The 21,411-nt window shown below is 46.2% G+C and carries 15 protein-coding genes and 1 pseudogene; 7 read left to right on the forward strand and 9 right to left on the reverse strand.

Going from position 1 to position 21,411, the window contains the following annotated elements:
- The first annotated feature begins 13 nt into the window (after positions 1 to 13).
- From galU to Q4Q46_RS00225, 6 genes and pseudogenes are all read left to right on the forward strand, one after another.
- Complete coding sequence (galU, locus tag Q4Q46_RS00200; protein WP_311904936.1) at positions 14 to 922, forward strand: UTP--glucose-1-phosphate uridylyltransferase GalU; 909 nt, start codon at positions 14 to 16, stop codon at positions 920 to 922.
- Positions 922 to 1,935 carry a UDP-glucose 4-epimerase GalE gene (gene galE, locus Q4Q46_RS00205; protein ID WP_107946977.1) on the forward strand — a complete coding sequence of 338 codons (1,014 nt, stop codon included), beginning with the start codon at positions 922 to 924 and terminating at the stop codon, positions 1,933 to 1,935. Before galU ends, galE begins: the two co-directional genes overlap by 1 nt.
- A 95-nt stretch (positions 1,936 to 2,030) precedes the next feature.
- Positions 2,031 to 2,513, forward strand: a complete 483-nt coding sequence (napF, locus tag Q4Q46_RS00210) for a ferredoxin-type protein NapF (RefSeq protein WP_311904937.1) — start codon at positions 2,031 to 2,033, stop codon at positions 2,511 to 2,513.
- 111 nt (positions 2,514 to 2,624) lie between these two features.
- Positions 2,625 to 3,060, forward strand: a pseudogene (locus Q4Q46_RS00215) (bactofilin family protein).
- A gap of 316 nt (positions 3,061 to 3,376) precedes the next feature.
- Positions 3,377 to 4,351 carry a LysR family transcriptional regulator gene (locus tag Q4Q46_RS00220; protein ID WP_311904938.1) on the forward strand — a complete coding sequence of 325 codons (975 nt, stop codon included), beginning with the start codon at positions 3,377 to 3,379 and terminating at the stop codon, positions 4,349 to 4,351.
- Positions 4,352 to 4,857: 506 nt separating this feature from the next.
- Positions 4,858 to 7,182 (forward strand): OmcA/MtrC family decaheme c-type cytochrome, encoded by a 2,325-nt coding sequence (locus tag Q4Q46_RS00225; protein WP_311904939.1) that lies wholly within the window; start codon positions 4,858 to 4,860, stop codon positions 7,180 to 7,182.
- A gap of 142 nt (positions 7,183 to 7,324) precedes the next feature.
- Here Q4Q46_RS00225 and Q4Q46_RS00230 read toward each other — a convergent pair whose 3' ends face one another.
- The 8 genes from Q4Q46_RS00230 to Q4Q46_RS00265 all read right to left on the reverse strand — a co-directional run bounded on the left by Q4Q46_RS00230 (position 7,325) and on the right by Q4Q46_RS00265 (position 18,475).
- A complete protein-coding gene (locus tag Q4Q46_RS00230; protein WP_261272138.1) occupies positions 7,325 to 8,008 on the reverse strand; it encodes a DUF2982 domain-containing protein in 684 nt (227 codons plus the stop codon).
- A 57-nt stretch (positions 8,009 to 8,065) separates the two neighbouring features.
- Positions 8,066 to 8,767, reverse strand: coding sequence for a YdcF family protein (locus Q4Q46_RS00235; protein ID WP_261272193.1), 702 nt, complete (start codon positions 8,765 to 8,767; stop codon positions 8,066 to 8,068).
- Between the two features lie 217 nt (positions 8,768 to 8,984).
- The gene (mak, locus tag Q4Q46_RS00240) at positions 8,985 to 9,902 is read right to left on the reverse strand and encodes a fructokinase (RefSeq protein WP_311904940.1); all 918 of its coding nucleotides are present in this window, start codon (positions 9,900 to 9,902) and stop codon (positions 8,985 to 8,987) included.
- A 61-nt stretch (positions 9,903 to 9,963) separates the two neighbouring features.
- Positions 9,964 to 10,770, reverse strand: coding sequence for a 3'(2'),5'-bisphosphate nucleotidase CysQ (cysQ, locus tag Q4Q46_RS00245; protein WP_311904941.1), 807 nt, complete (start codon positions 10,768 to 10,770; stop codon positions 9,964 to 9,966).
- A gap of 365 nt (positions 10,771 to 11,135) precedes the next feature.
- Positions 11,136 to 12,293: an SDR family oxidoreductase gene (locus tag Q4Q46_RS00250; RefSeq protein WP_311904942.1), complete on the reverse strand. Its 1,158-nt coding sequence runs from the start codon at positions 12,291 to 12,293 to the stop codon at positions 11,136 to 11,138.
- A 15-nt stretch (positions 12,294 to 12,308) separates the two neighbouring features.
- Positions 12,309 to 13,079 carry a phosphatase gene (locus Q4Q46_RS00255; protein ID WP_259483228.1) on the reverse strand — a complete coding sequence of 257 codons (771 nt, stop codon included), beginning with the start codon at positions 13,077 to 13,079 and terminating at the stop codon, positions 12,309 to 12,311.
- 46 nt (positions 13,080 to 13,125) lie between these two features.
- Positions 13,126 to 16,347 (reverse strand): DEAD/DEAH box helicase, encoded by a 3,222-nt coding sequence (locus tag Q4Q46_RS00260; RefSeq protein ID WP_311904943.1) that lies wholly within the window; start codon positions 16,345 to 16,347, stop codon positions 13,126 to 13,128.
- A gap of 268 nt (positions 16,348 to 16,615) precedes the next feature.
- Positions 16,616 to 18,475, reverse strand: a complete 1,860-nt coding sequence (locus Q4Q46_RS00265; RefSeq protein WP_311904944.1) for a DUF885 domain-containing protein — start codon at positions 18,473 to 18,475, stop codon at positions 16,616 to 16,618.
- Between the two features lie 565 nt (positions 18,476 to 19,040).
- On the opposite strand from Q4Q46_RS00265, the gene cspE reads away from it, so the two are divergent.
- A complete protein-coding gene (cspE, locus tag Q4Q46_RS00270) occupies positions 19,041 to 19,250 on the forward strand; it encodes a transcription antiterminator/RNA stability regulator CspE (protein WP_006080998.1) in 210 nt (69 codons plus the stop codon).
- Positions 19,251 to 19,358: 108 nt separating this feature from the next.
- Here the strand turns inward: cspE and Q4Q46_RS00275 are convergent, their stop codons facing one another.
- A complete protein-coding gene (locus Q4Q46_RS00275) occupies positions 19,359 to 21,305 on the reverse strand; it encodes a monovalent cation:proton antiporter family protein (protein ID WP_311904945.1) in 1,947 nt (648 codons plus the stop codon).
- Positions 21,306 to 21,411 lie beyond the last annotated feature (106 nt).

The following is a 21,411-nucleotide window of genomic DNA, read 5'->3' on the forward strand; positions in this document are numbered from 1 at the left end:
TAAAAGGCTCGCAATGAAACAACATCAAATTCGTAAAGCCGTTATTCCTGTCGCAGGCCTAGGCACTCGTATGCTTCCAGCGACCAAAGCGATTCCAAAGGAAATGTTACCGGTTGTCGATAAACCATTGATCCAATACGTGGTCAGTGAAGCTATCGCTGCTGGGATCAAAGAAATTGTCTTAGTGACTCACGCCAGTAAAAACTCTATCGAAAACCACTTCGATACCAGTTTCGAATTAGAAGCCCAACTCGAGCGCCGTGTTAAACGTCAGTTACTTGAAGCCGTACAATCTATCTGTCCTAAAGACGTGACGGTGATCAGCGTGCGTCAATCTCAGGCGAAGGGGTTAGGCCACGCCATTTTGTGTGCAAAATCTGTCGTCGGCGATGCACCATTTGCAGTATTGCTGCCTGATGTGATCATCGATGAAGCCAGCTGTGATCTGCGCCGCGATAACTTAGCCGCTATGGTTACCCTGTTTGATGAAACCCAAGTGGGTCAAATCATGGTTGAAGGCGTGCCACACAATGTCGTTAACCAATATGGTATTGCTGATGTGAATGGCCATGATTTACAACCTGGAGAGTCAGAACCATTAGTCGAACTGGTTGAGAAGCCAGCCGTGGATGAAGCACCATCTAACTTAGCCGTTGTAGGCCGTTATGTGTTACCTGCCAGCATTTGGCCGTTACTGGCTAAAACCCCTGCAGGCGCGGGCGATGAAATTCAATTAACCGATGCAATCGCTATGTTAATGAAACAAGAAACCGTAAATGCTTACTACATGGAAGGTAAGAGTCACGACTGTGGTAACAAACAAGGGTATATGCGCGCGAACGTTGAATACGCCCTGCGCCACAGCGAAATCGGTGAAGATTTTGCACAATATTTAAAAACCGTTGTAAAAGGGATGAAGTAATGACGATTTTAGTGACCGGTGGTGCTGGCTATATTGGCACTCACACTGTGGTAGAACTGCTCAATGCAGGCAGCGATGTGATTGTGTTAGACAACTTGTCTAATTCGAGCATAGAAGCCTTAAACCGAGTCGAGCGGATCACAGGTAAATCGGTCACTTTCTATCAGGGCGATATTCTTAATAAAGCCTTATTACAAAAAGTGTTTAACGATCATGCTATTGATTCCGTTATTCACTTTGCGGGATTAAAAGCAGTGGGTGAATCCGTCGCTAAACCCCTTAAGTATTATGAGAATAACGTCACAGGAACTCTTATCCTCTGCCAAGTTATGGCGGAGTTTAAAGTGAAAAATCTCGTTTTCAGCTCATCGGCTACTGTGTATGGCGATCCTGCAAGTTTACCTATCACCGAAGACTTCCCCACTGGGGCGACCAATCCCTATGGCCAATCTAAATTGATGGTTGAACATATACTGGCAGATGTACACAATGCCGATCCGAGCTGGAATATCGCTCGTCTGCGTTATTTTAATCCGGTTGGCGCCCATGCCAGTGGCTTAATCGGCGAAGATCCTAATGATATCCCTAACAACTTAATGCCCTTTATTGCGCAGGTTGCCGTGGGTAAACGTGCCGCCTTAAGTGTGTTTGGTGATGATTATCCGACTCATGATGGGACTGGCGTGCGTGACTATATCCATGTGGTGGATTTAGCCAATGGCCATTTAAAAGCACTGGCAAAATTGGCCACTAAACCGGGTCTGGTCACCTATAACTTAGGCACAGGCCAAGGATATAGTGTTTTAGACATGGTTCATGCCTTTGAAAAAGCCTGTGGTAACACCATTGCCTACCAAATTGCGCCACGTCGTCCGGGTGATATTGCCGCCTGCTACGCCGATCCAACCCACGCAAGGGAAGATCTTGGCTGGCAAGCAACACATACGCTAGAAGATATGGCCAACAGTAGCTGGCATTGGCAATCGACCAATCCCAATGGTTACAACGGCTAACAAATTGAATGGCTTGTGGAAATATCCCAAGCCATTTTTCTTTATCACTGTGAATACACCCATCACTTTAAATAACCAACCGTTCGAGGAGCAACATGACTCAAAGTATTAATCACAGTCGTCGTAACCTCTTTCGCCGCCGTAAAGATAATGCCTTGAGGCCACCTTGGGTGCGTGATGATATCGAGTTCACCGATGTGTGCACGCGCTGTTCAGCCTGTATTGAGGTGTGTGAAACGCAGATCATCATCAAAGGCGATGGTGGATTTCCTGAAGTGTCCTTTAAGGACAATGAGTGTACTTTTTGTACACTGTGCGCTGAGGCATGCCCTGAGAATATCTTCGATTTAGCCCAAATACCTTGGTCGTATCAAGCCCATATTCAAAAAAGCTGTTTAACCTTTCAAGGGATCTGGTGTCAAAGTTGTAAGGATGCCTGTGAGCCTAGAGCCATCAGTTTTGAGTTCAATATTGGCCAAGCTCCACGTCCGCAAATAGACCTTGAACTTTGTACCGGATGCGGCGCCTGTGTGGCTCCCTGTCCTAGCAAGGCCATTGAAATAACCCGACCGACTTAATGCAGCAAAGCCATCACATTAACCCATACAGAGCTGTGCATATCATCGATTTTACGCTAGTATCGCGCCTCTATTGAACTCTGTTAATCCCTTCTCGAATTAAGTTAATTTATGATGATGTTTGTAAAAAAACTGTTCTTCCCCCCTAAAAAAAGTCCCTCTTTTAGTTTTATTTCTCGAGGCACTAAACTCACGGGGAATATTGAATTAACGGGCGATGTGCTTGTTGGCGGTGATATCCAAGGTCAACTGCTTTCTGAGGCTAATATCACTATAGAACAGGGCGGTACGATTCAAGGCGAAGTCAAGTGCCATGAGTTTGTCGTGGACGGACACTTCAAAGGCAGACTCATTTGTGAACGCTTAGTGATCCATAGCAATGGTGTTGTCGATGGCGAAGTGGCGAGCACTTCAATGCAAATTTTTGAGGGCGGCCAGTTTATTGGCATGCGGATTAAAGAAGATGCGCCAACCATTTGGCCACTCCCCTGTAACAGCCAATGGTAACTTATCGCACGTACAAAACGATGCTATAGAATCTCGCTAAAACAGCGAATCAATGATGCTCACAAGCTCACCCACTTAGGCGAGCTTGTATTTTGAACGCATTATTTACTCGATTTTTTTAATACCCCGACTCGAAACCCTTACCAGCCAAATAACTGCCTGCGAAATAGCACTCTTTACAATGGTTAAATAATTGTTATTTTGCCGAGAGTGATCACAGTTAATCCGCACGACTGCTGTTAATCTCACAGCTAATAGCGATGTTAGGGGGATAGCAAGGAGCAGAGTCAGGGCCACAGAATGCCCCTAATAACCCCGCAAAAAATAGTTAAGACTCATATAGGGCAACATACAAAATGAGCAACGCATTACTCAAACAAATCTGTGAACTCGATGTTTTTACCTTACTGGTATTTAAAAGTATTTTCGACACTGGGCACGCGAACAGTGCCGCCAAAGCGTTGGATGTTTCTGCACCGAAAATCAGCCGTTGTCTCAACGCATTACGCCTGACCTTTAACGATGAACTCTTCTATCGCCGACAACAGGGGCTAAAACCCACTCCTTTAGCAGAAAGCCTGTATGTGGCGATTTGCCAGTTTACTGAATCAGTTTATCACCTCGAACAATCTGCAACTCAGATACAAAATGCAGCCATCAATGCCGATTTACCACTACATATCGCCGCCTGTAATGGACTATTGAGCTTTTTAGCGCCGCAATTAAGCACGCCTGAAGTCGCCCAAGCATTAGGACAAATACGTTTACATAAATGGCAGGAAAATAGCGCAGAGTTAATTCACGCAGGTGCACTGGATTTTGGCATCACCTTAGAAAGCCCTGAAAATAAAGAATTAAGTTACACCAAACTTGGCACGATCAATGGTGTCTACATAGTGGCGGCCAAACAACATCCTCTGTGGCAAATTGAAACTGACATTAGCTTAGAGCAAATTTGTCGCCATCCATTTCTATTTATAGAAGTTAAAGGCTTTAACAGTAAAATTGACCCCTTAGAATTGTTTTGCCAACGCCAAGGTATCTTACTGCCTGCGGTGGAGAAAGTTATCGACCGAGAGGAATGGTACGCCCATTTACTCACCATGAAGAGCGTGGCTTTCTGTTCCAGCATTGATATGCACACAGTAAAACATATGCCCGGATTACACTTAGCACGCTTAAATGATAAAGAACTCAACAGGCTTCACGATTCTATGATGGCGCCACAATATTATCTCATTGAAAAACCAGCAATTCATCGGCGTTACAGTCAGAGTCAAAGCGCGCTTGTCGTGCGTTCCTTACTTGCCGCACTCGATCACGCCCGCTAACGCGAGACAATCAGCTCAACCAAGCTCGTGGAGATAACATTCACTAAACCTTGTTTATACCATTGCGATGATTCGATGTTAAACGGGGTTTAAATAGTGAGATGCCGAAGTTTAAAACATCAAAATTTCATTGGTATGTTATCTCTTAACAATACTAATCCTCAGATTACATTACCGCCTCTTTTCCCCTGTGCTTTGATGATCTAAACGTCAATTCCATTACTGAGATTTAGGCTATCTTAGCCTCAAGCATTTTGCTTAACCGAAAATGAATTCTTCACTGAAGCCCAAGTTGAAAAATAAAAATTGTGATGGCCATCATGGCTTTCCGGCTGAATTTCATTATTTAAAATATCAAAATGCAAATTTTAGAATTTCCATCCACGTTTGTTAAATCATCGTTCACATATCAGATACAAACTTGCAAATACCACTTTATAAGTAGGTGAATCCTCCTATATTAGAGGCACTGCACACGCAGTCTTATAGAAAGAAAAAGGGACGCGATGATGAAAAACTACAATAAATCTCTACTGGCACTGGCTCTCGTCAGTACCTTAAGTCTTACCGCCTGCGGGGACGGAAGCGATGGTCAAGATGGGGCACCTGGCACACCAGGTACACCCGGAACACCAGGCACTCCCGGAACACCAGGTACACCAGGTACACCGGGAACCCCTGCGGGATCTTTTGTTAATACTGTTGCTTCAGCAGGCGATGTGACCTTTATTATCGCCCCAGAAGACATCAATATCGCTGGTGCTGGGATATTCAAAATTAAGTTTAATGTTGAAGGCAAAAATGCCCAAGGCAAAGCAGTTCCGTTTACTGGGTTAGATATGGTGTCACTCTACTCGGTGACCGCCATGGTTAATAATTCAGGTTCGGGAGCCCCGCTGCAATGGGTTAACAACGGCGCAGCAGCAGGCAATAGTACATCAATGTACTGTACACTGACGGGTGAATACACTTCACGCGGTCAAACCGGAAAAGCCTGTACTTTAGTTGAAGATCCAGCCTCTCCCGGCACTTATACGGGTACCTGGACCTATGACGGTGCAGCGCCAATAATGAACGCCAATGATGATTTAACGGCAGCGCATCGTTTCTTTATGCGTGCATATAACATCACTGATGCTAGTGGTACTAGTATTTCAGATAAAATTTTATCTGAACCGCTGAACTTCATTCCATCAACCAATGCAATTGTCGAAACATCAGGTAAAGATACGGTTACCGATGCAGCTTGCATCAACTGTCATGGCGCGGTCGATGGCAGAATAGCCAAAATTGAAGCCCACCATAACTATCAAAGTGTTGAAAATTGTATTGCCTGTCATAATCCTGCAAATCAACCTGATGAGCAGCAATTGGCCGATGGCTGGTTATTTGATTTAGGCCCTATGGTTCACCGCATCCATGCGGGTCATCATGTTGCCGATTATCTCAGTGGTGACGCTAAAGAATACTTCGGTGAATTAGGTTTCCCATCGGATTTGAAAGAATGTACGACCTGTCATACTACAGACCAACCTAGCTATAACACCGTTTACGCCCAAGCTTGTGTCGGCTGTCATATAACAGTCAACTTCGCCACCGGTGAAAACCATTCAGAATTTGGTCTAGCTCAAGCAGATGACACTCAATGTAGCTCTTGCCACGGCACAGGTAACTTGTCGCCCGCGGTGGTGCATAGTGTCGGTAAACGTGCTGAGTATGCTTCTCTGTTCAAAGTTGACTTTACCAGCGCAGCAGTCGCTCCATCTGCCACTCTAGGCATGAAAACCTTAACCATCAAAGCCAATGTGACCATGAATGGCGCACCAATCGCTGACGGTACAAGTCTTGCCACCTATAATGCAACGACTAATCCAACAGGTATGTTGGGCGCTAACGGTCTACTATTAGGTAATGTGACTACAGATGGCACTGTTTATGCGTGGCGCGATGTTAAACCAACTGCAATCAATCTAACCTTGGCAAACGGTACACTTGCGGGCGGCGTATTAACCTTCATGAAAGATATTCCAGATGCGCAAGCTGTGGGCACTCTCTACGTCGGTTCAGAAGCCAACTTCTGTGCCAAAGCGGGTAAAGTGGTTAGCTGTAATACCACGGGCTTAGAGTTTGGTCCAACTAGCCCTATCGGTAACGAAGCTGCAGTGAAATTCTACAGTCTTGATGGTAGCGCAGTCACTAAAGCCCGTATGACTGACCCTACTCGTATCACAGTAGAAGAAGCTAAGTGTAATGCATGTCATGGCACTTTAGATTATGCCAAAGGCACCAGGCACGGTACTTATACCTTCGACCAGTGTATGAACTGCCATAACGATACTACAGGCTCAACATATCACCCAACAGTCGCATACAAAGGTGCTGATGGTACTAAGGTCGTCAATCCAGATGTCACTTTTGGTAACAAAGACTTATTTACTGTGGCCCACCGTTTCCACAGTGGTAACTTCGATGGTATTGAAGGCATCTTCCGTAATGCTGACGGAGAGTTAGAAGGTTATCCATCACCAGAAACTGCATGTTCTGCATGTCACAAAGACAATGCCAAACTGTTTGCAACTGACGGCGGTTTAACTTCAGGCAAACGCTCAATCAAAGTCGGTGCTTACTACATTAGCCCAGTAGCTGAATCATGCCGTACCTGTCACGCTCACTCTGATGCGGCAGCTGTCGCTCACTTTAGAAGTAACGGTGCGGTAGTTGAAGCGGATGCAATGACAGATCCTAACCTACCAGTAGAATCTTGCGCGACCTGTCATGCTGAAGGAAAAACCTACGGCGTAGATAAGGTACACGCAGAGGTAGCACACTAGTACTAGTACCTTTGGGTTGCCCCTGCACAACCCAAACTTCAACTCTGCAACTCATTGGGGCCCCTTAGGGTCCCCTTTTTTATTGCCAATTCTCTTCACGTAAAAATGCAATATCAATCGTATTAATAACTGCGATAAAGACTTAATCCGCTAAGCGACTGGCTTGTGCAATACGTTGTCTAAGCAGCTTAAGAAAGTCCTTAGCTTCTCTGTCCAAACTGTCGTGGGGAATATACAAGTGATAACCTAAACGCGTATCTAACATCACGCAGCGATGCCCAAACATCGCCAATACACCGCGATAACGATCCCCTTCTATCACCAAAGGACCAAACTCTGCGCCGAGATAAGTTTCTAAAGTCGCTAAGTCTTCATCTTGCGAGGCTGCAGTCACCAATAAAGGCCGCTGCTCTGTTAATAAGCCGGTGGCTAAGCGCAGGGAAATATTGTCCAAAATAGGATTTAAGTGTTTTAGCTTAATACCTAAATAAGATAACTCTATGGTATCTAATCCATTGGTCACCCGCGGGATATCGACCCTTTGAATATTATCCCAACCGATAGACACTTTGCCGCGGCGATGAAAATAGGTCAGCCCCTTGTCATCTAGTGCTAGAGTCGTTTCCGGCTCATACACCTTGGCTAAACCGAGAATGAGTGAAATAGCGCCCAAACTAAAAAACATCAAACCAACAGCAAACAAGGCCGGCCACGTCAGAAAAAGTCCCAAACCCAGCACCAAACTTAAACCTCCTAGCCAAGTTAAGGTTAACCCATTTCGTTTTGATAAAGGACGCACAGACACACTTTCTGACTCAATTGTCATTGTTCATCTTCCTGTTAACACTCACTCTCTTTAGACCGAACTTAGCAAACCACACCTTTAACTTACGGCCTTTATCCATAACCACAAACGGCCAATGTATTCGTGAATCGCCCGCTGAGAAGCCACTAGATTATCCGCCGTCAAACGCCACCAAAAATCATCTCGGCCAATATAATCTGTCGGTGCAGCCTCTGGGTGTAAGCCTTTAGCGGCGAAAATAGCCATCGACCTTGGCATATGAGTAGCCGATGTGACTAAGCGAAAGGGCTCCTCCCCTAATTCCCACTTTAAGTATTGCGCTTCTTCTATCGTATCGCGCGCCAAGGGGAATTGGATGATCCGACGTTTATCGACGCCCAGTTCAACTGCGGCATTCGCCATCATTTCAGCATGGGAAACCTGCGGAAACTCTCCCCCCCAACCGCTGACAATCAACTTACATTCTTGACCTAATTTCAGCTGTCTGAGCCCTTCACTAAGCCTTGCAAGCGCTACTGCAGATAAGGATTGCACCGCAGTCGCGCCTTGAATATCCGAGTGTGCCGAACCTAATACCATCACAAAACAAGCGCCTGTGATGGGTGTGGAATTAATGGGGTAAGCCGACTCTAATGGCCGCACTAAGGTATTCACACCCAGTTGACTGCTTAAAAAGAGTAAGAGAAAGAAGGCGCACGATACTAAGTATTTCGCCATACTCCGACGGCGCCATACCAGAAAAGAAATTAATAATAACAATAGGATAAAGGGAATCGGCATTATCCCCTGTGAAACAACTTTCTTAACCCAAAACATGATGTCCATGCCAAGCCCCCCAAAAGAGCGCAATCATAGCATCAAAATACGGCGAAACGCATAGCAGATAACATTAGCCCAGCGTTTTGCTGGGCTAATGTTTATAAAACGTATCGGCCATTAAGCATTGATTTCAAAACCGAATAAGCTCACTAGATGAGTTCAAATATCCAAGCAAAGATCACTTTTCCCACAACCAAGCGGCACCGCGCACTCCCGATGAACAACCGTATAGATTCTGCACCACAGGCGTATGACACTCACGTCCCACCACATAATGGGCCAGCAATGCCGGTAATCTTGGGTAAATCGCCGCGACATTCGACATTCCGCCGCCCAACACTATGGCATCGGGATCGAGCATATTGATCACATGGGCGAGTGAACGAGCGAGTCTATCCATATAACGATCAAATGCAGCAACCGCAATGGCGTCACCTTCATCGACTAACAACATAATATCGGCACCTGATTTGGCAGCAGCGCGCACTGTACCCGCAGCCGTCAAAGCCGCATTATAATCACGCACAAAGCCAGTACCTGAAATAAAGGTCTCGATACAATCTGGATTGCCACAGAAGCAACGGGTGGTATTGAACTCTTCCTTAGTCATCCAAGGCAAAGGATTATGACCCCATTCACCGCCGATACCATTACCACCACCGTGCACTTTGCCGTTAATTGCCACGCCAGCGCCACAACCAGTACCAATAATCACGCCAAACACCACAGAAGCACCAGCGGCAGCACCATCGACCGCCTCAGATACCGCAAAGCAGTTGGCATCATTGGCAACCCGCACTTCACGCTGCAACAATTCCCCTAAATCCACATCGAGGGGATGACCATTGATCCACGTTGAGTTAGCATTTTTGACTAAACCTGAATAGGGCGATACCACACCTGGAATACCCACGCCGACAGTGCCTTGCTCGCCAAGAGTCGCTTCTGCTTCCTTAACTAAATTGACAACCGTAGCAAGCGTGCCCTGATAGTCACGTGGCGTCGTCACACGTTTGCGAAATAGCTCATTACCTTCATCACTCAGTGCGACTAATTCTATTTTTGTTCCGCCTAAATCGACGCCCATGCGCATCATGAATTACTACTCCAGTGTTTAGCCCGCCCTTTCATCAACGAATATCGATGCTAGGCGGTTGTTATTTCACCCAGCCTGGGGCTGTGGCAATAAAGTAAGGGTTTAAAATGTCAGGTTTTTGATTATAAGTTAATGGTTCACCTGACTCATAACAGACAACTGTGCCGCCTGCACTTTCGAGCACAGCTTGTGCCGCCGCAGTATCCCACTCACTGGTAGGACCCAGTCTGGGGTACAGATCGGCACTGCCTTCAGCCAACATACAAAACTTAAGCGAGCTACCCACGCTTAAGATGTCATGCTCACCAAACTGTTGTAAATATTGCGCTAAGCCTGGGCTCAAGTGCGAGCGACTGCCAACAATCATCGGCATTTCGCGTGGCGTGTTGGCGCCCAATAAGGGGCTCTCTTGACCCGCTTGTTGGCGCCACGCACCTAAATGCTTAGCGCCGTAATAATACGTATCGAGCACAGGCGCATATACCACACCTGCGATAGCAACTCCTTGATGGATAAGTGCAATATTGACGGTAAACTCGCCATTGCGCTTAATAAATTCCTTAGTGCCATCTAAAGGATCAATCAACCAATAGGTTTGCCATTGACGACGCACGTCCCACGCGATATCCGCCGCTTCCTCAGACATAATAGGAATACCGACAAATTGCTTTGCCAATGCTGCCACTATCACGTGGTGCGCGGCTAAATCGGCGGCCGTCACGGGGCTATCGTCACCCTTGTGGCTCACCGAAAAGTCATCTTGACCATAAACCGTCATAATGGCATCGCCCGCCGCTTTGGCAATCGCGACCACTTGCAATAGATCTTGTTTGGTCAATGTCTGTGCTATTGTCGTCTTGTTTGTCACTGAAACTTCCTTAATGCATTAAATATCTTGGCATTATGCCATTGTCATCCAAGGGGAATTTAGAACAAATTCATCATACATCAAGCAAAATAGACTAAGACTCGCGGCCTAAACCACGGCACACAAAACCACAGATTAACAAAGTGATTACGATACTAAGGCAAGCCATCGGCGCTGAGAAGGGGCTTGAGTCCAGCTGCATTCGTATTCACGCCTATGTTTTCATATTGATAGTCTACATTTGTCGCTTAAATCTGATTATTGGCGGGCTTATGGTTTTCGACAGCATTAAACGCTGGATAACGTAAACGCTTAACGCCTGATTAAAATTACCTAAAGCAAAATGTGGGTCACACTCAATATCGTCAAGATAACCGCCGCAACATGCGATTCAGTTGCTGACGCCAATCTTGCCACTCGATCTGTTCAAGCATCAACAGTGCATTATGGGCCACCAAAGTGGAGCGTAATTTACCACTGTCCAACACACTATAACTCGGCCTTTTTGCCAAACTTATGCCGCGATTTAGTGCCTGCTTAGCATAATCCGCACTGGTAATCGGCAGGATACCCACAGGCAGACTTAACAGATGAAGCGCTATAGCTTGTCGCTGAATTTCACAGGCAAACTCATACCAACTGCATTGGCCTTGAGCGCTGTAATGAAATACGCCCGAGCGCTGCTGCATGACTAATTGCCAAATCACCTTAGCGAGTGCATCACTCCATGTCGGGCAGCCGATTTGGTCGACTATCACCTGCAAGCTTGGCTGAGTACGCATCAAGTTGAGCATGGTTTTGACAAAATTATGCCCATCTTGACCGTAAAGCCATGAGGTGCGCACAATCGTTGCCCGCTCGCCAAGAACCGCCAATACCTTCTGCTCACCGAGCAACTTACTCTTGCCGTAAGCAGACAACGGCTCGGGAGCATCGAGTTCAACAAATGGCCTTGGTAAATGGTTTGGATTTGAATTTGGAGCTAAGTCAGGGTTTTGATGCTGTTCAAAGTCAGCTTCTCTAGCATCACTTACAGCATGTTCAGTTGCATGGGCAATACCACAAACAGCATGACCACCAAACACATAATCGCTCGACACATGCAGCAAGCGCGCGCCCGACAGTAAACATTGCTGCGCCAATAACTCAGGGCCGAGTGCATTCACCCGATTCGCTTCAATAGCATCATGCTCAGCAGCGTCGACCGCATTATAGGCCGCGCAATTGATCACCCAACTGGGTCGATATTGAGCAAATACGGCTGCAATATTGGCGGCATCGCTAATGTCTAACTGACTGCGATTTAGCGCATAAAGCTTCAGTGGCGCGACTGTGTTTGCGCTCGTGTTTGCACTTGTGCTGCTATTTAGGGCTAGCTCGACAATATCGGCAGCGACTCTCAGCAAGGCCTCTGCGAGCTGACTCTTAGCGCCCGTGATTAACACCACTTGAGGAGTGTTAGCATCTGTAGCTATTGCCGCCCCGCATTGAAGTGGCGTCACTTTAGTTGCCACTATTTTCATCACTAATCATATTCACTATGCATCTATTAATTGAGCATCATCACTGAATAAGGGGATCAAATCGGCGACGGTTTCATGACCACGGGCGGCTAAAAAAGCCAAGAGTGCAGAAGGACTGCGATTAAGTAAGCGTGATGGCGGATAAGCCACTTCATCGATGATCGCTTGCGCCCGCGCAAAACCGCCCAAGCTGAAAGCCACATGGGAATCAGAGCCCATAACTAAAATCGTGCCAAACTCCTTGGCCGCTTTAGCAATCGCAGTGCAATTGGCTTCGCTGCCCTTACGGGATACTTCAAAGGAGGAATTGTTAATTTCAAGCGCTACACCGTATTCTGCAGCGGCGCGGGCAACGGCTTCAATATCAATTGGATAAGCAGGGTTACCCGGATGAGTAATGATATCGACCTTGCCGCTCTTAATCGCATTAATCATGGCCTCTGTGTGGGTTGCCTTATCTGACGGAGGATAGACGGGCTCATGGAATCCCGCGAGCACAATATCGAGCTGCTTTAAATAATCGCCAAAGAAATCAATCTCGCCGTCGATATTTTTAATATTGGCTTCGATACCCCGCAAAATCCCGACGCCATCGACCATACGCGGCAACACTCTTAAATTCACAAAGTGCCAAAAATGCGGCGCATCCGCCATCGCAGGCCCATGATCTGTATTAGCAAATAGGCGAATACCCTTCTGTTTTGCTACGGCAATATAGTCATGAATCGTGCTATAAGCATGGCTTGAAGCCACAGTATGGGTATGAGTGTCGACTTGGTACTGCATGGTTCACCTCAGTCAAATGATTCAATCAATTTAAAACTGGCCACTATTAGCTAAAAAGCGATAACAATTCATCGGCGCTTCCTTGCCATGTGCCCTTACCTTTACCTTCGAGAATACTGTCCGCTAGGCTTTGTTTATGCTGCTGCATTTCTTGGATTTTTTCTTCTACAGTGCCTTCGGCAATCAGCTTATACACAAACACGGGCTTATCTTGGCCAATACGATGGGCTCTGTCCGTAGCCTGTTTTTCCGCCGCTGGATTCCACCAAGGATCATAATGGATCACAGTATCCGCCGCGGTGAGATTGAGCCCAGTCCCGCCCGCTTTTAAGCTGATTAAGAACACAGGCGTATCGCCTTCTTGGAACTTATCTATCTGCGCTTGGCGCAGGCGAGTTTGCCCTGTGAGCTTACTGTAATCGAGCCCCAAGTCCACCAGCTCAGCTTCAATCAGGCTAAGCATGCTAGTGAACTGGCTGAAAATTAATATCTTGCGCCCCTCTTGCACCATCTCGGGCAAGTTCTGTTTCAGCCAGTCTAACTTAGCATTACTCTTCACTTTCTGCGCTTGCTCTAACTTCACTAAGCGCGGATCGCAGCAGGCTTGGCGTAGCTTAAGTAAAGCATCGAGAAACTCGATATGGCTGCTGCCAACGCCTTGAGTGGCAAATAAATCCCGCAGTTTTTTCTCCATTACCAATCGAATACTCTCGTAGAGATTTCGCTGATCTTTTTCTAACTCTAAGCTCTGGGAGATTTCGGTTTTAGGGGGTAATTCACCGACCACTTCATCTTTGGTTCGGCGCAGCACAAAAGGCGCAATCCGCTGACTCAAGATTCGCGCTTGTTCCCTATCGCCATAACGTTCAATTTTGTGCCTAAAGGATTTGTTAAAGAAGGCATTCGTGCCGAGTAATCCAGGTAAACTAAAATCCATCAAAGACTTAAGTTCGCCTAAGTGATTTTCAAGCGGCGTACCCGACAGACACAATCTAAACGGCGCTTTAAGAGCTTTAATCACTTGAGTCACTTTCGCCTGCGCATTTTTAATCTGCTGCGCTTCATCGAGCACGATATGTTCAAACACCTGCTGTTGGTAATAGTCACTGTCGCGCACAATCAGCGGATAGGTCGTCACCACAATATCAAACTCACCTAAGCGTTCGAGTAAAGGCTTACGTAAGGCGCCATGAATGACGACAAGCTTTAACGAAGGCGCAAATTTCGCGGCTTCTTTCGCCCAATTGCCCACTAAACTCGTTGGGCAAATAATGAGGCTCGGTACATGGCTAGCACCCGTCGGTTTTAACGCTTGCTGCTTAAGTAAAAAAGCCAAGGTTTGAATGGTTTTACCCAGTCCCATATCGTCGGCCAAAATACCGCCAAGCTGATATTCCTTTAAAAAACAGAGCCAATTTAAGCCTTGCTGTTGATACTGGCGTAACTCAGCATGTAAGTTGTCGGGGACAGCGACCTCTAACACACCGTTAAAATTTTCAAGCTTAGTTGCTAAACTGCGTACCCGTTCGCCATTAAGCAGACGAATATCGCTGTCGGCAAAATCATTTAATAGGTGGGCACGGTATTTAGGCAAAGACACGCTATTGCCTTTATGGCTGTCGAACAGTTCTAAAATTATGCTGATCAGCGGCTTAATCACGCTAGCTTTAACTTTTAACCAATCGCCATTCGGGCTGGGTAGCAATAATTCTGCATCGTCTGCCGGTTCACCATACTGCTTAAGCCAAGTGGCAATTAAGGGCAGCATAGGCACCATTTGGCCATCGATATCGGCATTCAGTGACAGGGAGAACCAACCCTCTTGGGTATCATCCAGTTCAATCGCCAATGGAGTTTCAATCACATTCAAACTGAAATGGTCGGCAAAATGCACTTGGTAGCCCAAGGCCTCTAGCGCCGGGATTTCCTGTTGGATAAAGTGCAACCAAGCATCGATGGTTTCTGGCAGTGGCCCTAACCCCCAAATACTGGCATAACTGCCGCTATTCGGGATAAAAGAAGGCGCCAGCTCGACCAGTTCCAATGTCATCAAACGATTAATGGCATCCATTTCCGCATCGAGTTGACGCGCGACTTGATAGGTTTTGCCTTGATGGGTAACTAAGGACAAGGGCTCATCGGGATATTGGCCGCCAAGCACCACGTCTTGATAAACAAATTCCAGCAGCACTAATGGCTGCGCCATAGCAAACTCGGGTAATTCCTGCGAGGTTAAGGTCAACCTAACTTGCAGCGGCACTTGCAGCTCGACAAAATCAATCGAAGCCGGCGTAGGTACGGTTTTCGCAGAAAAATGCTTAATCAGTTTGTGGCTCACTAGTTCAATTTGTGAGCTAGGCACTGGCGGCATCTGACTGAGTAACAAGAGTTTTTCAACGCTGATCTCTGTCTCTAATGCGCCTATTTTAAAATAATCTAAATCGATATAAGTCGGCGGCTCGCAGGGGATCAGCTCCCAATTGTCCTTATTGGGCAGCGTTAACTGCATCTGCTTGTGCTCGGCATCCTTATCCAGCCAAATGAATTCAGGCTTTAACGGTTCACCTCGGGTGAGCGCTAAACGGCTCTCTTCCCAAAAACATCGCCCAGTGACGAGCATTTTTTCCAGCGCCATAGCGCCTAACTGAGCTTTAAGATACAAACGCGAGGCACCGTGGCGGCGAGTCGACATAATAAGATTGATGATGAGCACGTCTTCGGTGCCAATCCAAGCGGGCATGTAGTATTGCACATCCGATAACGCGATTTTAGAGCCTTTGTTATAACCACCCTTCTTCGCCAGCTTACCTTTTCTTAGTTCAAGGTAGACGCCGTTATCATCTTTGGATAACACGTACAACACGCGATCGTCATAGAGTAAATCGACATTTGAAACCGTGAGATCATCACTTTCGTCTAGCAGATGTAACCACTGTGCAATACGTTGATCTTCAACGGTTCTATCACTCAGTAAACTGTAAAGCACGGCGGCAATATGCTTGCAATGCCCAGTGGCGGGGCATGAACAGAAGCCGTTCATGATCAACTTATGGTTCACACTGACGAGGCGAATATCTTGCCGATAGGGCTGGGATTCCGTCCCCATGACGCGACCTTCAATATGACGAAAATCGGCATTCGCTTTGGCGCTCAAGACCCGTCCTTTCATCACATAATCACGGGCGCGCATTAAGGTTGGCGGCGTGAATAATGACTCAATCGTGGTGCGAGTCAATTGAATAGGTTCTTGGGGGGACAAGCGATTCATGTACAAACCTTGAAACTTAAAAATATCGATACCTAACAATAGCAAGCCATTGCCGAGCGACATTTATCAATGAGTTGTGTGGAATTGTATTGAAAGCCTTGGCCGAAAGCCAGAATGATAGCCTCTATCGATAAACTCACTCTGCCTGCAAGATAAAAGAACAGACTTATTCGCAGGCAGGGCATAGATTTAAAATTACCGAAAAACATTAATAAATAAGGCGTTAACTTTGCATCACCCCCAAGACGTTAACGGTCGCAACCAAGGGCTAAACTTTTGCTTTAGCCTCAGTACTTTTTGCATCAGTACTATTTTTATCAGCAATGTAGCGATCGACTAATGTTTCTAAGATATCCAAAGGAACTGCACCATTCTTCAGCACCACATCATGGAAGTCTCTGAGATCGAACTTATCACCTAAGGCCAACTTGGCTTTTTCGCGCAGTTCGAGAATTTTCATCATGCCGACTTTATAAGCCGTCGCTTGACCTGGCATAACGATATAACGCTCAATCTCAGCCGTGACATCGCGATCGGACATGCCAGTATTTTTCTTCATATAGTCAATCGCTTGCTCGCGAGTCCAACGGCTATGGTGAATACCCGTATCTACCACTAAACGTACAGCACGGAACAACTCTGCCTGCAAACGACCGATATTATCAAAGGGATCCTTTTCAAAACCAAGTTCCCACGCCAAACGTTCGCTATATAAAGCCCAACCTTCAATGTACGCCGTAAAAGGCGCCATCTTACGAATAAGCGGCATACCTTCTAACTCCATCGCCACTGCGATTTGAAAATGATGCCCAGGGATCCCCTCGTGGTAGGCTAAAGTGCGCATACCGTATTTAGGCGTGGCCTTGATGTCATATAAATTGGCATAGAAACGCCCTGGACGACTACCGTCAATCGCGGGCTGCTGATAATAGGCACCCGGTGCTGTTTTTTCTTTAAATTCAGGAATGCGCACCACTTCCATCCCCGCTTCGGGTCTAATACGGAAAACATCACCCAGTCCCGCATTCACTTCATCAAGAATCTGTTGATAATCAACCAAGATTTGCGCCCTACCCGCATCGCTATCTTCATAGTAAAACTTAGGATCCGCGGCTAATGCTTCAATCGCGACCGAAAAACCTTGACTCACATCGTAACCTTCTGCGGCTAAGATAGTCATGATTTCACTTTGAATGCGATCCACCTCAGCCAGCCCTTTAGCATGGATTTCATCAGCAGTGTAATTGGTGGTAGTGAAGAACTTCAGCAATTGCTCATAGGCAAGGTCGCCATTTGGCAGCGCCCAATAACCATCGTCCGTCCCCGCTTTGGCTTGTAACTGGGAAAAATAATCAATAAAGAGTTGATACGCAGGATGCACGTAACCTTTTATGTCCGCTTCGGCCGCGGCCAATAACCGTGCTTGTTCATCGGCACTGATATCCGTGTCAGCTAATTTGGTTTTGAATGAACTGTATAGGATATTGTCTTGAATCGGCGTCGCGACAAAATCATTCATCTCGGTGAGAACCCGCTCAATCACGAACTTAGGCGGAATAATCCCTTTAGCTTCTCGGATTTTTAAGCCTTCGAGAGTTTGCGCAAACTTAAGTTTCACCTTTTGTAAACGCGACAGATAGTTTTCAGCATCGCCCACCGAGTGGACTTGGTGCTGTGCCTGCATAAAGCTGGGATACCCGTTTTGCACACCAAACAACTGATTCAGCGGATAGTTATGGTAACGATAGGGCTCAGAGACCAATGCGAAATCGGCAAGATATAAGGCAATATCCTTGGAAATGCGCTGATTTTCATCTAAATCCGCATCGGAATAACTCAATAAGGTTTCACGTAGATCACGCACTTGCGCGAAAGTCTTATCCATCGCCTCTGGACTATCATCATCCAACTCGGCGTTATGGCCTGTAATCCCTACCGATTCTAAGAAACCCAATGAGGTTAAGGTCTCAGGGCTTTCGAAAGCCATCTTGACCACACTTCGATCTAAAAACGCGCGAAAGAAAAACGGCTTTTTCGCAAACCATTCATGGGCGGCCAGCGCCACTAATAACAGCACTAAGACTAAGCTGCCGAGTCCAATCCGTTTTAGTACTGTTTTCAACGTCATTCTCCATTCTTATTATATTGGGTCTACAGTTATCGCACTGAATCTAAAGCTCAAGCACGCTGTTATTTTGCAGACGAGAATATCACCAACACAAATAGGCAACAATTTAATAACGTAACTAAGCGTGACTGAATCCCTTCTCTGGCATACAGGTCGCCTCCCACACTCCACAGACACCTAATAGGTAAACTGTCACTAAGTCGCGACAAACAGACAAAATATTTTTTACGCTCGATAATTTTCAAACTAGCTTCGTATCCAATTGAATATAAACAGTTATAAAGCATCGTCCTCCCAAAATCTTTCCATAACCCTCTCTATAGATGAAAGGTATTTCAAAATAAAGCTATACAAACCCCTAGAGTGTGTTAATCTGCACTCCGGCCTGTGATTCAGACCTATTTATAAGCAATATTATGTATTTGAAAACCTTCGCTACGCCTGTAATATTTTTTGCTGTCATGAAGCTTTCCACTCATAACTTATCATCAATGTAAATAATTCTATTTCTGGCTAACATCCCGCATAATTGCGAATTATTTGTTTGAAAATTTTGGAGACATTCATGTCTAAAACTACTGGTGTAGTTAAATGGTTTAACGAAGATAAAGGTTTCGGTTTTATTTCTCCTGACAATGGTGGCGCTGACGCATTCGTTCATTTCCGCGCAATCGTTTCAGAAGGCTTTAAAACTCTTGCTGAAGGTCAAAAGGTTTCTTTTGATATCGAACAAGGCCAAAAAGGTCCTCAAGCTGCGAACGTAGTTATTCTGTAATTAGACTTTGTCTAATTTAAGTTAACAAGTTCCAGACAAAAATGCCGACACTATGTCGGCATTTTTATATCTGCAATTCAGCTGTATCTAAAAAGCCAGCCTTTGGCTTTAGCCGTGCAAGAGTTTAGCCTCGGCTTTCTCAAGTCTTCGTGGTTTACCCACTATCAGTAAAATATCCCCCGCACGAAAAACCCAGTCCTGCTCAGGATGTTCCACTTCGGCGCCACTGCGACGAATCGCCCTTAACTCGACTCTTAAGGTTTCCCACATAATATCGGCAACGGTTTTACCAATCGCATCTGCACCACGCGGTAACGCCACCGCATGCAATGACTCTAAGGTGAAGTCGGTTTCTGTACCGGAAAAAAAACCATGTAAAAATTGATAATGATTGCGCCGCTCTGACTCTAAACGTTTTAAAATCCGCGCTAATGGCACACCGCATTGATGCAATACCTGTGACACTAGCATCAAGCTACCTTCTAAAGATTCTGGGATCACTTGATTGGCACCCGCTTTTTTCAGCAAGTCTAGATCACTGTCGTCTTTAGTTCTGACTAAAATTTTAGCTTCTGGCGCCAATAACTTACATAAGGGTAGGACTTCTTCTAAACTGCGCGATTCACAAAAAGTGATGACGATCATCTTAGCCTGCTTAACGCCTATTTGTTTTAAAATCGCCCGTTTACACACGTCTCCAAAATAAATCGGTTCGCCAGCACGGCGTGCCTCAGAAACACGAGTCGGATCGAGATCCATCACCAGATAAGGTACGGCTTCAGTTTTCAAAAATCGCGCTATGGTCTGCCCTACTCGACCATAACCGAAAATCATCACCAGCTCTTGCTCATCCATTAAAAGTGGTACGACTTCATCTACGTGTTTTGCCTGCCGGATCCCCAACACCCACTTAGCAATGTCCACGCTATGGCGAACTAACCAAGGTGCGAGCGACATGGAAAGCACGGCGACCATGACCAACATGGTACTAATTTCATTATCTAAAAGTTGATAATTAACCGCTAAAGCCAACACCACAAAACTGAACTCGCCCACCTGGGCTAGGCTCATGGCCGTACTCATCGAAATTCGAAAAGGCTCGCCTACTAGTCTTAAAATACCATGAATGATCAACGCTTTACCAAGCACAACCGCCACTAAAACCAGCAATATCTGCCACCAGAAACGCATCACTAAGGTAAAGTCCAGCATCATGCCGATGGAGATGAAAAACAGCCCCATCAATAGATCGCGAAACGGCCGGATATCCGCCTCAAGTTGGCGACGGTACTGGCTTTCCCCTAGCAGCATGCCCGCCATAAATGCCCCCAGCGCCATTGATAATCCCAGCCATTGGGTAAATGCACCAGTCACTAAAGCCACCACCAGTGTTGATAATACGAAGAGTTCGTTAGAGCGGGAGCGGGCAACTTCGTCAAAAATCCGCGGCAGTGCCCATTTGCCAAAAGCCATCAAGAGGAAAAAGGCCAAAATACCTTTGAGCAAGGCAAAGGCGATGTCTGCGAGCATCAAAGGTTCGCCACCATTGGCCAGTAATGGCAATAGGATCAACAGCGGCACCACCGCTAAATCTTGGAATAATAAGACACTGACGGATAGCTCACCATGACGACGACGCAACCACCCCTGTTCATTGAGTAATTTAAGGACGATGGCTGTAGATGATAAAGCAATGGCAGCCCCGATAACTAAGGCTTCGACCCAATTAAGACCACACAACAGGGCCACGCCCATAGTCAACAGGGTGGTTATTACCATCTGTGCACTGCCTAAGCCAAATACGGTACGGCGCATGGCCCACAGCCGCGGCACAGAGAACTCTAAGCCTAAGGTAAACATCAGTAGCACTACCCCAAGTTCAGCGACGGATTGCATTTGATGCTGGGTAAACCAATGAAAACCGCTCGGTCCACTCACTACACCAGTGAGTAAATAAGCCAGAATTGCGGGTAAGCCCAAACGGCGCAGCACAGCAATAGCCACAATGGCAATCACTAACATAAGTAGTACTTGGATTAAGAAGCTATGTTCCATTGGGGCTATGACTCCTGTCAAAATGCTGACGTGTCAAAAAAACTAACGCTGAGTTTTAAGCTTAACTGAATGACTAACAAAGACAAATTTTATTAACAAATATAAC

This window comes from Shewanella vaxholmensis, from assembly GCF_031932135.1.
Classification (GTDB): Bacteria; Pseudomonadota; Gammaproteobacteria; order Enterobacterales; family Shewanellaceae; genus Shewanella; species Shewanella hafniensis.

Excerpts from the sequence above, each read along its gene's own strand:
- galU (WP_311904936.1), top strand. The coding sequence starts at position 14 with ATGAAACAACATCAAATTCGTAAAGCCGTTATTCCTGTCGCAGGCCTA.
- galE (WP_107946977.1), top strand. The coding sequence starts at position 922 with ATGACGATTTTAGTGACCGGTGGTGCTGGCTATATTGGCACTCACACT.
- napF (WP_311904937.1), top strand. The coding sequence starts at position 2,031 with ATGACTCAAAGTATTAATCACAGTCGTCGTAACCTCTTTCGCCGCCGT.
- Q4Q46_RS00220 (WP_311904938.1), top strand. The coding sequence starts at position 3,377 with ATGAGCAACGCATTACTCAAACAAATCTGTGAACTCGATGTTTTTACC.
- Q4Q46_RS00225 (WP_311904939.1), top strand. The coding sequence starts at position 4,858 with ATGATGAAAAACTACAATAAATCTCTACTGGCACTGGCTCTCGTCAGT.
- Q4Q46_RS00230 (WP_261272138.1), bottom strand. The coding sequence starts at position 8,008 with ATGACAATTGAGTCAGAAAGTGTGTCTGTGCGTCCTTTATCAAAACGA.
- Q4Q46_RS00235 (WP_261272193.1), bottom strand. The coding sequence starts at position 8,767 with ATGCCGATTCCCTTTATCCTATTGTTATTATTAATTTCTTTTCTGGTA.
- mak (WP_311904940.1), bottom strand. The coding sequence starts at position 9,902 with ATGATGCGCATGGGCGTCGATTTAGGCGGAACAAAAATAGAATTAGTC.
- Q4Q46_RS00250 (WP_311904942.1), bottom strand. The coding sequence starts at position 12,293 with ATGAAAATAGTGGCAACTAAAGTGACGCCACTTCAATGCGGGGCGGCA.
- Q4Q46_RS00255 (WP_259483228.1), bottom strand. The coding sequence starts at position 13,079 with ATGCAGTACCAAGTCGACACTCATACCCATACTGTGGCTTCAAGCCAT.
- Q4Q46_RS00260 (WP_311904943.1), bottom strand. The coding sequence starts at position 16,347 with ATGAATCGCTTGTCCCCCCAAGAACCTATTCAATTGACTCGCACCACG.
- Q4Q46_RS00265 (WP_311904944.1), bottom strand. The coding sequence starts at position 18,475 with ATGACGTTGAAAACAGTACTAAAACGGATTGGACTCGGCAGCTTAGTC.
- cspE (WP_006080998.1), top strand. The coding sequence starts at position 19,041 with ATGTCTAAAACTACTGGTGTAGTTAAATGGTTTAACGAAGATAAAGGT.
- Q4Q46_RS00275 (WP_311904945.1), bottom strand. The coding sequence starts at position 21,305 with ATGGAACATAGCTTCTTAATCCAAGTACTACTTATGTTAGTGATTGCC.